Source organism: Methanofollis ethanolicus (assembly GCF_001571385.1).
Lineage (GTDB): Archaea > Halobacteriota > Methanomicrobia > Methanomicrobiales > Methanofollaceae > Methanofollis > Methanofollis ethanolicus.
This window is the reverse complement of the sequence record NZ_BCNW01000001.1, coordinates 2,619,438-2,633,347: the sequence shown is the minus strand read 5'-3', so window position 1 is coordinate 2,633,347 and position 13,910 is coordinate 2,619,438. Positions and strand designations below refer to the sequence as shown.

General features: G+C 60.8%; 14 protein-coding genes. 5 read left to right on the top strand and 9 right to left on the bottom strand.

The window, feature by feature from the left end:
* Positions 1-292: 292 nt before the first annotated feature.
* The 5 genes from MEFOE_RS12765 to cofG form a co-directional block, all read right to left on the bottom strand.
* Positions 293-586, bottom strand: coding sequence for a ferredoxin-thioredoxin reductase catalytic domain-containing protein (locus MEFOE_RS12765; RefSeq protein ID WP_067052653.1), 294 nt, complete (start codon positions 584-586; stop codon positions 293-295).
* 64 nt (positions 587-650) lie between these two features.
* Positions 651-1,352, bottom strand: a complete 702-nt coding sequence (gene purQ / locus MEFOE_RS12760; RefSeq protein WP_067052651.1) for a phosphoribosylformylglycinamidine synthase I — start codon at positions 1,350-1,352, stop codon at positions 651-653.
* Positions 1,349-1,594, bottom strand: coding sequence for a phosphoribosylformylglycinamidine synthase subunit PurS (purS, locus tag MEFOE_RS12755; RefSeq protein WP_067052649.1), 246 nt, complete (start codon positions 1,592-1,594; stop codon positions 1,349-1,351). The genes purQ and purS overlap by 4 nt, the downstream gene beginning before the upstream one ends.
* Before the next feature lie 4 nt (positions 1,595-1,598).
* A complete protein-coding gene (purC, locus tag MEFOE_RS12750) occupies positions 1,599-2,306 on the bottom strand; it encodes a phosphoribosylaminoimidazolesuccinocarboxamide synthase (protein WP_067052647.1) in 708 nt (235 codons plus the stop codon).
* Complete coding sequence (gene cofG, locus MEFOE_RS12745; protein ID WP_067052645.1) at positions 2,303-3,286, bottom strand: 7,8-didemethyl-8-hydroxy-5-deazariboflavin synthase subunit CofG; 984 nt, start codon at positions 3,284-3,286, stop codon at positions 2,303-2,305. The genes purC and cofG overlap by 4 nt, the downstream gene beginning before the upstream one ends.
* Positions 3,287-3,467: 181 nt before the next feature.
* Between cofG and cofC the strand changes: the two genes are divergently transcribed.
* Positions 3,468-4,109 carry a 2-phospho-L-lactate guanylyltransferase gene (gene cofC, locus MEFOE_RS12740; RefSeq protein WP_067052643.1) on the top strand — a complete coding sequence of 214 codons (642 nt, stop codon included), beginning with the start codon at positions 3,468-3,470 and terminating at the stop codon, positions 4,107-4,109.
* Here the strand turns inward: cofC and cofE are convergent.
* The 4 genes from cofE to glyA are packed head-to-tail and all read right to left on the bottom strand — an operon-like array spanning position 4,035 to position 7,712.
* Positions 4,035-4,838, bottom strand: a complete 804-nt coding sequence (cofE, locus tag MEFOE_RS12735) for a coenzyme F420-0:L-glutamate ligase (protein ID WP_067052641.1) — start codon at positions 4,836-4,838, stop codon at positions 4,035-4,037. The two genes, cofC and cofE, sit on opposite strands and share 75 nt — an antisense overlap.
* Positions 4,835-5,587 carry a dihydropteroate synthase gene (folP, locus tag MEFOE_RS12730; RefSeq protein WP_328585464.1) on the bottom strand — a complete coding sequence of 251 codons (753 nt, stop codon included), beginning with the start codon at positions 5,585-5,587 and terminating at the stop codon, positions 4,835-4,837. Before folP ends, cofE begins: the two co-directional genes overlap by 4 nt.
* A 38-nt stretch (positions 5,588-5,625) precedes the next feature.
* Positions 5,626-6,471, bottom strand: coding sequence for a bifunctional methylenetetrahydrofolate dehydrogenase/methenyltetrahydrofolate cyclohydrolase FolD (gene folD, locus MEFOE_RS12725; RefSeq protein WP_067052637.1), 846 nt, complete (start codon positions 6,469-6,471; stop codon positions 5,626-5,628).
* A complete protein-coding gene (gene glyA / locus MEFOE_RS12720; protein WP_067052635.1) occupies positions 6,468-7,712 on the bottom strand; it encodes a serine hydroxymethyltransferase in 1,245 nt (414 codons plus the stop codon). Before glyA ends, folD begins: the two co-directional genes overlap by 4 nt.
* A 280-nt stretch (positions 7,713-7,992) precedes the next feature.
* Here glyA and MEFOE_RS12715 point away from each other — a divergent pair, with 280 nt between their 5' ends.
* The 4 genes from MEFOE_RS12715 to scpB are packed head-to-tail and all read left to right on the top strand — an operon-like array spanning position 7,993 to position 13,207.
* The gene (locus MEFOE_RS12715) at positions 7,993-8,583 is read left to right on the top strand and encodes a hypothetical protein (protein WP_067052633.1); all 591 of its coding nucleotides are present in this window, start codon (positions 7,993-7,995) and stop codon (positions 8,581-8,583) included.
* Positions 8,584-8,594: 11 nt separating this feature from the next.
* Positions 8,595-12,035, top strand: a complete 3,441-nt coding sequence (gene smc / locus MEFOE_RS12710; protein WP_067052631.1) for a chromosome segregation protein SMC — start codon at positions 8,595-8,597, stop codon at positions 12,033-12,035.
* Positions 12,028-12,747, top strand: a complete 720-nt coding sequence (locus MEFOE_RS12705) for a segregation and condensation protein A (RefSeq protein ID WP_067052629.1) — start codon at positions 12,028-12,030, stop codon at positions 12,745-12,747. Before smc ends, MEFOE_RS12705 begins: the two co-directional genes overlap by 8 nt.
* Complete coding sequence (gene scpB / locus MEFOE_RS12700; protein ID WP_067052627.1) at positions 12,725-13,207, top strand: SMC-Scp complex subunit ScpB; 483 nt, start codon at positions 12,725-12,727, stop codon at positions 13,205-13,207. Before MEFOE_RS12705 ends, scpB begins: the two co-directional genes overlap by 23 nt.
* Positions 13,208-13,910 lie beyond the last annotated feature (703 nt).

Sequence of the window (13,910 nt, the reverse complement as noted above, 5' to 3'; positions counted from 1 at the left end):
AAGAGCGAACAGGATCTTCTGAGGAGGGAGATTGTCGTATCCCTGTCAATCCTGAGTGGGGGTCCGGGGGCGTAGTCCCCCGGCGCAGGCACACCAGAAAAGGTTTTAACAGAGCCGATTTTTCAGAACAGAATGTGAGTCATTTCACCTGCGTGACTGAGGATTCGGATCAGTTCTGGGATAACTTCGAGGTGTGCTTGAGCCCGGCGTTCATGCCGAATTCTACAGAATCTGTTCCTGAAAAAAAGAGAGGCGGCCTCCCAACCGCCTCTTTGTTTCAAGGTATGGTCTTTTACGCGTCTGTCTTCTGGAAATAGAGACGACAGTGGCACTGCCCCTCGTTCTCCACCTCGTCCCGGTGGTAGATGCAGGGACAGACGATCTTTTTGTCCTCCTCGGCATCGCCGCTCCGCAGACGACAGGGGCAGTACTGCTCGCCGAACCGGATAGTGTTTCGTGCAAGCCCCCTGATCACGGTCTGCAACTGTTTGTCATCCGGGTTGAGCGTCCATCCGTTTTTCCGGGCGTAATCCTCTGCCCACTTCAGGATCTGCTCTTCGAGTTCTTCCTGTGCGATATCTGTCATCGTGAGACTATCGGCTGGAGGAGATAAATTCTTTCGCGGGGCGGCCCCGCGTGAAAAAAAGGGATCAGTTCCCTTCCTCGATCGTCCTGACCATGGAAAGGAAGATCTTCTTGCCGTCGGCAGAGCCGAGCACCTCTTCTGAGGCGCGCTCCGGGTGCGGCATCATGCAGAGGACGTTCCTCGCATTGCCACCGATGATGCCGGTGATATTCTCCGCTGCGCCGTTCGGGTTCACCGCCGGTGTGACATTCCCGGCCTCGTCGCAGAACCTGAACGCGACCCTGTCCTCCGCGTTGAGGCCTGCGAGGGTCTCAGGGGCCGCGACATACCGCCCCTCCTTGTGGGCGATCGGGATCCTGACCACCTCGCCCTTCTTATACAGGCGGGTGAAGGGCGAGTCGGCGGTCTCGACCCTGAGGCAGACAGGCTGGCAGATGAACTTCGGCGTGGCATTGGTCGTGAAGGTGCCGGGAACCATCCCGCTCTCCGCCCCGATCTGAGCGCCGTTGCAGATCCCGAGGACAAGCCTGCCTGCATCGGCGTGCCGGCGGATCGCGTCCATCACCGGCGTCCGTGCGGCGATCGCCCCTGCCCGCAGGTAGTCGCCGTAACTGAAGCCACCTGGAATGACGATCGCGTCATAGTCCTGCTTCAGCCCGTCCTTGTACCAGACGAGGTCGCAGTCCACGCCGCAGACGTCGGCGAGGACATACCGGACATCGCGGTCGCAGTTGCTCCCCCCGAACTGGACCACCGCGAACTTCATGCTGCGACCTCGACCTCGTAGCGGTGGATGACCGGGTTCGCGAGCAGGCGCTCACACATCTTCTCGGCCTCGGCCTGTGCGGCGTCGGCGCTTGCAGCATCGAGGGTGACGAAGAAGACCCTCGCGGTGGAGAGGGACTCAGTCGTGAATCCGAGGTTCGCGAGGGCGTGCTGGATCGCACGCGCCTCGGGGTTGAGCATCCCGTCTTTCAGGGCAATCGTGATCTTGGCAGTGTACTTCATTATTTCACTCTCCGGTGAGGCGCCGTACGACCTCGGCATAGGTGGCCATGACGTCACCCTTGTCGAAACGGTAAACGTCTTTGTCCATCGAAGCATGGCTCTTCTTGTCCCACAGGCGCATCGAGTCCATGGAGATCTCGTCGCCGAGGAGGATCTCATCCCCGTGGCGGCCGAACTCCAGCTTGAAATCGACAAGGTCAAGGCCGATTTTATCGATCTTCTCCTTGAGAAGGTCGTTGATCTTCAGGGCGGCCTTTTTGACCTCTGCGATCTCCCCGGTGGTCATGAAGCCGAGGGCGACGATGATCTCGTCGTTGATCATGGGGTCGTGGCGTGCGTCGTCCTTATAGTCGAGGACGATCACCGGCGGGTTCAGGGGTGCGCCCTCCTCGAAGGGGTAGTTCCTGACAAGGGAACCCGCAGCGATGTTCCTGACGATCACTTCGACCGGGATCATCTTCAGGGGCCGCACGATCATCGTCGTTTCGTCCTCCATCCGGACGAAGTGCGTCGAAACGCCGTTCTCCTCCAGGTACCTGAAGAGATACGCCGAGACCCGGGCATTGTATGCGCCCTTCCGTGCGAGTTCGTCCTTCTTCGCACCGTCAAAGGCGGTGATATCATCCCTGAACTTCACGATCAGTTCGTCAGGGTTGTCAGAGCGGAATACGGACTTTGCCTTTCCGCGGTAGATGGGTTCCTGTTCAGTCACAAAGACCTCTCCTCAATATCTTTCTGGAGTGTGTGGATCAACGGCGCCAGCCTCTCCGCATACCATCCCTTCTCGATGAAGCGGCGGTAGATGCAGAGGCGCTCCTGCAACGTTGCGTCCCCGACGAGGCTCTTGAGCTCCTGGACCTGCGGCCAGGGGTGCTCGGGGTTGACATAGTCGATGGTCAGGGGGGAGACCCCGCCGAGGTCGTCGATCCCGCACGCAAGGAGCGAGGCGGCATCGGCGAGGTTTGGCGGGATCTGGACGGCGACCTCTTCGGGCAGGACCTCTCGGGCGAGCCTGATCGTCTCGGCCATCACGTCGGTCGTCACCGGGGTGGTTTCGGCCATCCCTGTCCCTTCCTTCGGGCAGAAGTTCTGGACAATGACCTCCTGAATGTGGCCGTAGCGCCGGTGCAACCCTGCGATCACTTCGAGGGACTCTTCCCTGTCCGCGGCCGTCTCCCCGATCCCGACGAGGATGCCGGTCGTGAAAGGTATCCTGAGCCGCCCTGCATTCTCGATCATCTCGATCCTGACGAGAGGGTCTTTCCCGGGTGAGTTCCGGTGTGCAGGGACATCGGCCGTCGTCTCAAGCATCAGCCCCATGCTGGCATTCACGTCTTGAAGACGTGCGAGTTCGTCGTAGGTCAGGATGCCGGCATTGGTGTGCGGCAGGACCCCGGCCCCGACCGCATACGCGCAGAGGTCATAGCAGTAGTCGAGGATATCGGCATAACCGATCGCGGCGAGGTGATCGTTGAAACCCCGCACCTCGCCCGGCCTCTCGCCGAAGGTGAATAGTGCCTCGGTACAGCCGAGTCGCGCCCCCCCGTCGATCGTCCTGTGCACCTCTCCGGGCGGCATGACGCACCCTTCGGCGACGTCTCTCCTGAAACAGCAGTAACTACAGGCGTTCGCGCAGACTGTGGTGAGCGGGAGGAAGATGTTCCGTGAAAAGGTGATCACCCGGCGGTGCATGCAGGTACCATTCCCCTTCCACCTTCATCTAACCTTCGCGTCGGTGGCGGCAGGGGATTTCCATCACTCTGTCGGGGGCCTGTCCGGAGAGGCGAGGCGCGAGATCGACTGCATGGGCCGACATGCGCGGTCGGGGCAAATCCGATTGTTTTTTCGGGGTATCGGGCTAAAGTCTTTTGAAATGCCAGTTGATGCTGTCATCCCTTTCAAGCCGAAGAACCCCAAGACCCGTCTCTCCTGCGTGATGGACCAGGAGGAGAGGGAAGCGTTTGCACGGGCGATGCTCTCCGATGTCATCCGTGCCGTGCGCATGGGGGGGTGCGCCCCTCTCCTCCTCTGCACCGCGCCCTTCGAGCACCCCGACGCCCCGGTGACTGTCGATCCGGCCGGGCTCAACGAGTCCCTGGACCGTGTCCTTGCCTCGGCAGGGGGCCCCCTGCTCATCATCATGGCCGACCTCCCCCTTGCCGACGGTGCGGCGATCGCGCGGATGATCGCGACGTCAGCCGACATTGCCATCATGCCCGGCCGCGGCGGGGGGACGAACGCGATCTTCGTGCGGGAACCGTCCCGGTATCATGTCGACTATTATGGGGCGAGTTTCCTGAAACACGCGGCGATTGCGGCTGATGCCGGCCTCTCCTGCGAAGTCGTCGATTCATTCAGGCTCCATACCGACGTGGACGAAAAAGAGGATCTGGTCGAGGTCCTGATCCACGGGGCCGGTGCGGCCCGCAGGTACCTCGAGTCACTCGGTTTTGCCCTTTCTATTGAAAAGGGCAGGGTCGGCGTGGAGCGCCGCACCCATAAAGAGACAGTCTGAGGCGTCGATCGTCGGGATCCCGACATCGTCGGTGATCCCGATGCCGCTGCCCCTGAAGAGCACGGCCGGGACGCACTCGTCGGCCTCCCCCATGAGAAGTTCGGCCGCCGAGGCGAGACAATCGCCGACCGCCCTTTTCGTTACTTCGAGTTCCCTGCCATAAAGGTCGAGCCTTCCGGCCTCGTCGACAACCGCGCGGATGCCGGCACATCCGATGGCGACACCGCTGCACCCGAGGCGCATCGCGTGGGTGCGGGAGTCGATGACAAGCACGCCGATGTCTGCCCCCAGTCTCTCCCTGATCGCAGTTCTCATCTGTGCGGCGCTTCTGTCCGGGTCGGCCGGGAGGGGCACGACGGCGCCGTCCGGTGCATTTGAGTGGTCCACCCCTGCGTTCGGGAGGAGGGTGCCGTTCTTGAGGGTGAGAAGGTAGCCCGGTATCCCGCCGACCACGCAGTCTGACTCGCGCAGGACGACCTCCGCGATCCTCGGCTCAAGGTGGTAGCGCTCTGCAAGGGTGAGTGCCTCCGCAGAGGGGGCGACAGAATCCAGTCTGACGACCCTTCCTTCGGCCGTCGCCACCGCCGATTCGGCGAGGAGGAGAATGTCCCCGTCCTGCACTCCCTGGCAGGGGGCGACGCCTGCCGCCGCGAGGACCTTTCCGGTCAGGTCGTCGCCGTCATGGATAAGCCCGGTATGCAGGGCATAGACACTGAACCATCCGCTCATAGTGATTGCTCCATATGTTCGATGACACGGACTGCATCGCGCGTCGCCGCCACGTCGTGGGTCCGCACCATATCCGCGTCCGTGAGGAGTCTCGCCGTCAGGGCGAGGGTGGCCGCGAGGCGCTCCTCCGATGGCCGGCCGATCAGGTCGCCGATGAAGGACTTGCGCGAGATCGCAAGGAGGATCGGGTACCCTGCTGCTTTAAACCTGCCGAAGTTGCGGCAGAGTTCCCAGTCATCTGCATAGGTTCGTTCCGGTGTCCACCGACCGACAGCGGGGTCGAGGATCAGGCCCTCGATCCCGGCGGCGCGAGCACGCTCTATCACCTGACCGAGGACGGCGCGAGTCGCCTCCGTCCCTTTCGGGTCGCCGGGGAGGCGACCGGTCGCCATGGCCACGACCGGCAGGTCGGAATCTGCCGCGAGGCGTGCGTACGCCGGGTTCGAGAGGCCGCTGATGTCGTTGATCAAATGGATGTCGTGGCGCAGGCAGGCATCAAGCACCTCGGGGTACATCGTGTCTACCGAAACCGCGACACCGCTCCCGTCGAGTTCGGCAAGGGCTATTTCAATCCTCTCGATCTCTTCAGCAACCGTGATCGGTACCGATCCGGGTGCGGTGGACCGCGCACCGACATCGACGATATCCGCGCCCTCGTCGATCATCGCGAAGGCACGGTCACGGACGGCGCATCCCGGGACATAAGATCCGGAAAAAAAAGATTCGGGGCTGCAATTGATGATTCCCATGATGCGGACGGGTGCCCCGCCGCCGACTGTCATGCCCTTTACAGTACAGGATTGCATGACCTCGCCTGTTCGGCCTTGAAGGTGTTTTCCATGAGGGTTGCAATGGTCATGGGCCCGACGCCGCCCGGCACCGGGGTGATGGCCGAAGCCTTCTCCGCGACAGAATCGAAGTCGACATCGCCGCAGAGTTTCCCGTTTTCATCATGGTTGATGCCGACGTCAATGACAACCGCTCCCTCTTTCACCATCTCGGCCTTCACGAACCTGGCCCTGCCAATCGCGGAGACCAGGATGTCAGATCTTTGCACGATTGCGGGGAGATCCACCGTCTTCGAGTGGCAGATCGTCACCGTTGCGTCGGCGTTGAGGAGCAGGGCGGCCATCGGCCTCCCGACGTCCACGCTCCTCCCGACAACGACGGCGTTCCTGCCGGCGATCGGGATCCCGTACTCGGAGAGCATCGTCATGATGCCCCCTGGTGTGCAGGGCACGAACTGCGGCTGACCGGCGAAGAGTTTCCCGGCATTCACCGGGTGGAAGCCGTCGACGTCCTTCTCCGGGAGGACGGCGTTGATCACCCTCTCCGTGTCCACCTGCCGCGGCAGGGGGAGTTGCACCAGGATCCCTGAGATCTCGGGGTCGTTGTTGAGGCGTTCGACCGCCTGGAGGACTTCCTGCGTCGTCGCCGTCTCAGGGAGTTCGATGCGGACCGATCCGATACCGACCCGTTCGCAGGCCCGGTGCTTCATCCGGACATACATCTGCGAGGCCGGGTCGCTGCCCACCAGAACCGTGGCGAGGTGGGGGTAGAGCCCCGACTCCTCGATCTTTTCCCTGAGGAGTTCGAGCCTCTTCTCCGATAGGGCCTTGCCGTCGAGAATCATTCGATTACCGCGTAGATGGGGAATTTGCTCGCAAGTGTCTCGACGTCCTTCCTCACCCCTGCGATCTTCTCCTTGTTTTCGATATCGTTGAGGATGGTGGCGATGAAGTGCCCGATCTGCTTCATCTCTTCTTCTTTCATGCCGCGGGAGGTGACGGCCGGGGTGCCGATCCGCAGACCGCTGGTCACGAAGGGGGAGAGGGTCTCGCGCGGGATCGTGTTCTTGTTCACGGTGATCCCGGCGTCATGGAGGGCGTTCTCGGCCTGCAGGCCGGTCAGGCCCTTGTCAGAGAGATCGAGGAGCATGAGGTGATTGTCGGTGCCGCCGGAGACAAGGCGCAGCCCTTCGGAGTCGAGGGTAGCGGCGAGAGTCTTGGCGTTCCTGACGACCTGTTTGCAGTAGTCCTTGTAGGCCGGGGTGAGCGCTTCCTTGAAGCAGACTGCCTTGGCAGCGATGATGTGCATCAGGGGGCCGCCCTGCAGGCCGGGGAAGACCGCCTTGTCGATGGCCTGTGCGTCTTCTTTGCGGCACATGATCGCGCCGCCGCGGGGGCCGCGGAGGGTCTTGTGAGTGGTCGTCGTGGTGAAGGGGAGGACGTCCAGCGGGGAGTTGTGGAGGCCGGTGGCGACAAGGCCTGCGATGTGGGCGATGTCGGCCATACAGGAGGCCCCGACGTCCTCGGCGATCTCGCCGAAGGCCTTGAAGTCGATCTCGCGCGGGTATGCCGAGGCGCCGCAGACGATCATCTGCGGCTTCTCCTTCCGTGCCATGTCGGCGAGGGTCGCGTAGTCGATGACCTCGGTTTCATGGTCCACGCCGTACTGGACGACATTGTACATCTTGCCGGAGAAGCTCACCGGCGAACCGTGGGAGAGATGGCCGCCCTCGGAGAGCTTCATGGACATGATCTTGTCGCCGTACTTGATGGTGGCGAAGTAGACGGCCATGTTGGCCCCAGAGCCCGAGTGGGGCTGGACGTTTGCATGCTCCGCGCCGAAGAGCTGGCAAAGACGGTCCCGTGCGAGGTTCTCGATCATGTCATAGTATTCGCAGCCGCCGTAATACCGCTTCCCGGGGTATCCTTCGGCGTACTTGTTGGTCAGGATCGAGCCTGCGGCTTCGATGACGGCCTTCGATACGACATTTTCCGATGCGATAAGTTCAAGGCCGTTTGTCTGCCTGAGGCGCTCTTTTTCGATAATTTCCGTGAGTTCTGGATCAGTACTGGCAAGACTAGACATGTACAAAAACATCGCCGTGATCAGTATTATGTCTTCGGCCGTTGCCAGTGCAGAATGCCGCCATGTCCCGGGCATTGTTCTCCCGGGCGGCAGGATCCCGGTTATTTCTCGTTCGTCCTCTTTCCCCCGCGGGGTCAGACTCCCCTGTCTCGCCCTCCCTGTCAGGGTGTCCGGGCGTCAGTCTGGTATTCTGCCCTTTATTATTCTGTCTCCGGATCGGCGGAGAATAAGAGCACAATCATTATAGGTCAATAGCATCATCTTAATCTTGAGGGACAATATGCTCAATAAAGATGCCAAAGTGAAATTCCTTGAGCATCAACTTGAAGAGAGGGAGAGGGAGATTGTGTCGATGCGGGACTCGGAGAAGACTTTTGCGTCGCCGGAAGACGAGCGGATCTACCGGCTTGAACAGCGGTTGAAGGAGATGGAGGCCCTTGTCAAGGGACTGACCGATGAGGTACTCGACCTCAAGACGGTGACGATGCGGCTCAACCGCGCCTTTGAGGCGAAGGCAGAGGTTGAACGGGCGGAACGTATGAAGCCGAAGGTCTTTATCGAAGAGGTGCCCGAAATGAAGGAAGACGTCGTCCGCAGGCCCGCGGCCGCCCCTGCCCCGCAGAAGGTTGTCATCCCTGCCCCCGCCCCTGCCCCCGAGGAGGACGAGAGCGGCATGGACCTCATCATGCAGACCGACGGGACACTCAAGAAGGAACGGCGAAAACATTCCGATTACATCGTTGCCCCCACAAACCAGGCCCCTGCCTGTCTCACCTCTGAGCGGCGGTCCGGCTCTCGCAGGAACACGGAGAGACGGTCCGGCGCCATCATCTTTGCAGAGGAAGAGGACGACACGAGTATCAGGAAATAAGGGGCTGCCTGGTGTACATCACCGGAATTGAGATCGACAATTTCAAGTCTTTTGCAAAAAAGACCTCTATTCCATTTTTAGAGGGTTTCACCGTTGTGTCTGGCCCGAATGGGTCCGGAAAGAGCAATATCATCGACAGCCTGCTCTTCGCCCTCGCCCTTGCGAGCGCCCGCGGTCTCCGGGCCGAGAAACTGACAGATCTCATCAACCTCAACTCGGGCAAAAATACCGCCGAGGTAGCGATCACCTTTTCTGACGGCACCGAGATCAGGCGGCGGATCAAGAGGACGACCTCTAACTACTATTCCTATAATTATCTCAATGGCAGGCTCGTCAAACAGAACGATATTATCGAGGTCCTCGCAAAGATCGGGATCAGGCCCGAGGGCTACAATGTGGTGATGCAGGGCGACATCACCAGGATCATGGAGATGAGCGACGGAGATCGGCGCAGGATCATCGACGAGATCGCCGGCGTCTCCGAGTTCGAAGGGAAGAAGGCCCGTGCCCTCGACGAACTCGAAGTGGTGCGCGAACGGATCGAGCGCGAGGAGGTGGTGCTCTTCGAGCTCAACGCCCGCCTGGACGCGTTGAAGCAGGAGCGGGAACAGGCGCTGGCGTACCAGCACTGGAAGGAGCGGCTTGAGCATTTCCAGCGCTGCCGGGCCGTAGCACGCGTGCGCGAGATGCGTGCCGAGCATGTTTCCCTCACCACCCAGATCGCGGACCAGGACCTTGCCCTTGAGCGCGCCCTTGCCGACCTCGGGATCGAGGAGAACGACCTGGCGTACCTGAGGGGTGACCTTGCCGATGCAGATGCCGAGATCAACGAGAAGAGCGGCACCGAATACCTCAAACTGATCGCTGCTCTTGAAGAGGCGAAGGGACGGATCAAGGTTGCAGAAGGGGCGATCGCCCGCCTGAAAAAGGAGAAGGATGAGAACCTGGAGGGTATCAACAGGGCCTTCCTCGATGAGAAGCGGGCCGCAGAACGGGTGACGGCCTGCACCGAGCAGGTCCGGGCCCTCTCCATCGACAGGGCGAACCTTGCGATGGAGTGCGCCGCCGCGAAGGCGAATACCGAGAACCTCGAAGCGGAGATCTCGCAGGGCGGGAAGGAGGCCGAGGGCCTGAAGCAGCAACTCTTCTCTCTGATGGAGGCGGCCGGCGCGAAGAAGAACAGGCGTTCCGAGCTCCTGCACGAACAGGACCTGCTGATCGAGAAGAGCAGGATGCGGACCTCGGAGATCGAGCGGCTGGAGGCGCGCCTTGCCGAGGCGCGTGCGGGGTACGGCACCCTGGAGGCCGGGATAGGGGAGGCAAGAAAGGCAACTGAGGTGGCTGCGGCGGAGAAGGCGGCCCTCGACCGCCGGCTCTCCGAGACGGAAAGCACCCTCTTTGCCAGGCGGTCGTCCCTCGAACGTCTCAGAAAGGAGATCCAGACAGACGAACGGGATATGATGCGGCTGGAAGCGCAGCAGCAGTCGAGGGACGGGGCCGGCGGCCCCGCCCTTGAGGCGGTGCTCGCGATGGACGGCGTCTATGGGACGGTCGCCCAACTCGGCCGGGCCCCTCCCGAGTACGCCACCGCCCTCGATGTGGCGGCCGGGGGTAAGCTCCGCTATGTCGTGGCCGGGGATGACACTATCGCCGCGGGTGCGATCCAGTACCTCAAGGAAGGGAGGCTTGGCAGGCTCACCTTCCTCCCCCTCAATAAGATGAAGCCGCGGGAGTACCCGCCTGTGCGCGATCCCGGCGTGATCGACTATGCGGTCAACCTGCTTTCCTTCGACCGCCGGTATGACCTTGCCTTCCAGCAGGTCTTCGGCTCGACTGTGGTGGTGGACACTCTGGAGAATGCGCGCCGCCTCCTCGGGAAGTACAGGATGGTCACTCTCGACGGTGAACTCCTGGAGAAGTCTGGGGCGATGACCGGTGGTTTCCTGAAGAAGAAGCAGGGGGGAGGCTTCGGTGCGGCTGTCGAAGACGAGATCGCGAAGGTCTCCCATGCTCTTGCCGGAAAGCAGGAGGAGGCGGCCGGGTTCGAACGGTCCATCTCCCGCCTCACCGCGGAGGTGGACGAGGGTCGGCAGAAGCGCGCCGGGATCGAGCAAGGCCTCGCGCGCTATGGCCTTGTCACCGAGGAGTACGGCCGGCGTCTGGCGTCTCAGAAGGCTGAGGAGGAGAGGGTTGGCAGGGATCTTGCTGCCCTGAAGGGCGAGGTGGAAGAGAGCGCCACCGCCCTTGCAGCTGTCGAAACCGAGTTAGACGGGGTTGGAGACGCCCTTGCGGGACTGAATGGACAGATCGACGAGTTGAAGAAGAAACTGGACGACACCGAGATCCCGCGCCTTACCGAGGAACTGGAACGGGCGCGGCGGGAGTATGAGGGTGTTGAGCGGAGGCTGCGGAACAAGGAGGCCGACATCACCGATGCCCAGCGCGAGAGGCAGTACTTCGAGAAGAGGGTGCAGGAACTCTCTGCCGAGCGCGACCGTCTGACCGGGAAGAACCGCGGGATCGACGGCGAGGTCGCCGCGGCCGGAGAGGAGATCGCATCGGCGCGTACCGAGATCGCAGACCTTGAGGGGCGGCAGCAGTCCTTCTCCGCCGAGATCACTGCTCTGCGCACAAAACGCGATGAGATCGCTGCAAAGATCGCCGCCGCCGAGAAGCGGTGCGCCGGGTTGAACGCGCAGGCCGACCGCATCCGTCTTCTGGTCATGACGCTCACCGAGAAGGCCGATGCACTTATGGTCGAGATCGAGTCCCTGCAGGTGGACGGGGGGGAGGAGACTGACCTCTCCCTGGCCGAGATCGATGAGGGGATCACGGAGGCCGATCGATCCCTGCGCGCGCTCGGGGCGGTGAACATGCTCGCCATCGAGGAGTACGGGAAAGTCGCGGAGAGGATTGAGGAACGGACCCGGAAAAAGGGGGTCCTCTCGGCCGAGAGGACTTCCATCATCGAGCGGATCGAGCACTTCGACAAGATGAAATACGACTCTTTCATGACGGCTTTCAGGGCGATAGACGCGAACTTCAGGGAGATCTTTGCGCGGCTCACCGCCGGGAGCGGTCACCTTGCGCTGGATGATGAGGAGGATCCCTTCGCCGGCGGTCTCACCTTTGCAGTCCAGCCGCGCGGGAAGAAGGTGCAACTTCTCTCCGCTCTCTCCGGAGGAGAGAAGTCCCTGACAACTCTCGCTTTCCTCTTCTCGATCCAGAAATATCTCCCTGCTCCGTTCTATGCGTTCGATGAGGTGGACATGTTCCTCGACGGTTCGAATGTGGAGCAGGTTGCTGCCATGATCCGGGAACTTTCTCGGAATGCACAGTTCATCACGGTCTCCCTCCGCAAACCGATGATCGAGTGCGCGGACAGGATCATGGGCGTGACGATCCGCCCGGACAAGAGTACACTTGTCACTGGTGTCGAGAATCATGCATGAGGAGCCTGTTGAGATCCTGGCGCGCCTCGCGGAGCGTGGGGAGATCGATCCCTGGAATATTGATATTGTCGAGGTGACCGATCGCTTTCTCTCCGAACTGGAACGGTGCCAGGAACTTGATCTTGCTGTTTCGGGGAGGACTCTCTTCTACGCGGCGACTCTCCTGCGGATGAAGTCAGAATACCTTTCTGCTGATCCCGATGAGGAACAGGTGGAGGGCGATGTCGATGCGGGGGAGGAGGATGACGACTTTGGTGGGCCCGAGATCGGAGAACCGATCGAGAACCTCGAACGGGAAATCCGGCGCAGGATTGGTCGGAAGAAGGTACGACACAGGCCTGTCACCCTTTATGAACTGATCACGGAACTGAAGGCGGCTGAGAAAGAGGAGCGTCGCCGTCAACGCCAGCGTCAGAGTCCCCGTCCCCCGGGAGATGACCTGATCCGCGCTTCAGATGTCGTCTCGGTGGCCCATGATGAAGACTATGGGGGGGCGGCGGCGGCGGTGATGGCGTGCTATGGCAGACTGGCCCCTGAGGGTTCTGCGGTGACGATGCGCTCTCTCTGCTCCTCTCTCGGGCGCGGGACGATAGATGTCTATATCCCGCTCCTCTTTCTCATGCTCGAGGGGACAGTCGAGATCTGGCAGGAAGAGTATTTTGGCGACGTGTATGTGAGGAGGAAAGAGAATGGACAGAGTAGCGATGCTTGAGGCGGTTCTTTTTGTGGCCGACGCGCCGGTGGAGTATCGGGATCTGGAGCGTATGCTTGGTGTGCGGCACGAGGATGTGCCTGCGCTTGCGGCGGAACTTTCCGGGCGCCTTCTGGAGCGCGCATCTCCTCTTGAGGTACTGGACTCAGGGGAGAGTGTGTTTATGGTCCTGAAAGAGGAGTTCAGCGATCTGGTCTATCCTCTGGTCCGCCCGGAGATCTCGCGTGCGGTGCTGCGCACCCTTTCGGTGGTCGCCTATAGGCAGCCGATTCTGCAGAGTGATCTGGTGGAGATCCGGGGGAGCGGCTCGTACGCCCATGTGGACGAGCTGGTGGGGCGGAATCTGGTGGCGCGCCAGCGCGAGGGGAGGAGTTATGTCCTCCAGACGACGCCGGAATTCTCACGCTACTTCAAGACCGCTGATCTCGCGGGTGGCCAGGAGCGCCTGGATACAGATTAGGTTTATATGGAAGAGGCGACAACATATTGGGGTCGTGTCTGAGACGACTCACAGGGGTGAATGCTCCTGTGGATATATCTATTTCTCGGGTCTTCCGGGAAAGAAAGGGTATATATACGTCAAAGACCAAGTTTGTTATCACACAAGGTAACTCTCATGGGTTGCTCTGCAATCTGTGGGGATTGGTGCTCCGGGATGTGGATCTTCCTTTAACGCCCTTCGGGGTGACTGCGAAGGTTTATATCCTGTGGGATACAATGTTGTTACCTCGCAAGATGACCGGGGTCGATGAATCCGACGAGATCGGAATCGACTCTCATGGGACTGAGGTAACGGGGATGTGGATCTTCCTTTAACGCCCTTCGGGGTGACTGCGAAGGTTTATATTCTCCGAACTCCAATGGTGTTATCTCACACTCTAATGTGGTGTGCCGGGATGTCTGCCTTTCGCCCCTCAAAGGGGGCTACGAAGGTTTATATCCTCCACGGTGCAACATAGTAGAGCACGATGACTGGTGCTGATGACCCCGGCAAGTCCGGAATCAGCCACTGGGATTCAGTCTTCTGAGGTAAGATCTTTGCAACTCTTCACGGGGTACAAAGTATTATATGCTCTGAAGTCGTAGATTGTTACCTCGCACAGTGACTCTGAATCGGTCTCTCTGGTTCAGAAGGTTGGCCACAAAGGTTTATATCCCTTGGT

Excerpts from the sequence above, each read along its gene's own strand:
- MEFOE_RS12765 (WP_067052653.1), bottom strand. The coding sequence starts at position 586 with ATGACAGATATCGCACAGGAAGAACTCGAAGAGCAGATCCTGAAGTGG.
- purQ (WP_067052651.1), bottom strand. The coding sequence starts at position 1,352 with ATGAAGTTCGCGGTGGTCCAGTTCGGGGGGAGCAACTGCGACCGCGAT.
- purS (WP_067052649.1), bottom strand. The coding sequence starts at position 1,594 with ATGAAGTACACTGCCAAGATCACGATTGCCCTGAAAGACGGGATGCTC.
- cofG (WP_067052645.1), bottom strand. The coding sequence starts at position 3,286 with ATGCACCGCCGGGTGATCACCTTTTCACGGAACATCTTCCTCCCGCTC.
- cofC (WP_067052643.1), top strand. The coding sequence starts at position 3,468 with ATGCCAGTTGATGCTGTCATCCCTTTCAAGCCGAAGAACCCCAAGACC.
- cofE (WP_067052641.1), bottom strand. The coding sequence starts at position 4,838 with ATGAGCGGATGGTTCAGTGTCTATGCCCTGCATACCGGGCTTATCCAT.
- folP (WP_328585464.1), bottom strand. The coding sequence starts at position 5,587 with ATGGGAATCATCAATTGCAGCCCCGAATCTTTTTTTTCCGGATCTTAT.
- folD (WP_067052637.1), bottom strand. The coding sequence starts at position 6,471 with ATGATTCTCGACGGCAAGGCCCTATCGGAGAAGAGGCTCGAACTCCTC.
- glyA (WP_067052635.1), bottom strand. The coding sequence starts at position 7,712 with ATGTCTAGTCTTGCCAGTACTGATCCAGAACTCACGGAAATTATCGAA.
- MEFOE_RS12715 (WP_067052633.1), top strand. The coding sequence starts at position 7,993 with ATGCTCAATAAAGATGCCAAAGTGAAATTCCTTGAGCATCAACTTGAA.
- MEFOE_RS12705 (WP_067052629.1), top strand. The coding sequence starts at position 12,028 with ATGCATGAGGAGCCTGTTGAGATCCTGGCGCGCCTCGCGGAGCGTGGG.
- scpB (WP_067052627.1), top strand. The coding sequence starts at position 12,725 with ATGGACAGAGTAGCGATGCTTGAGGCGGTTCTTTTTGTGGCCGACGCG.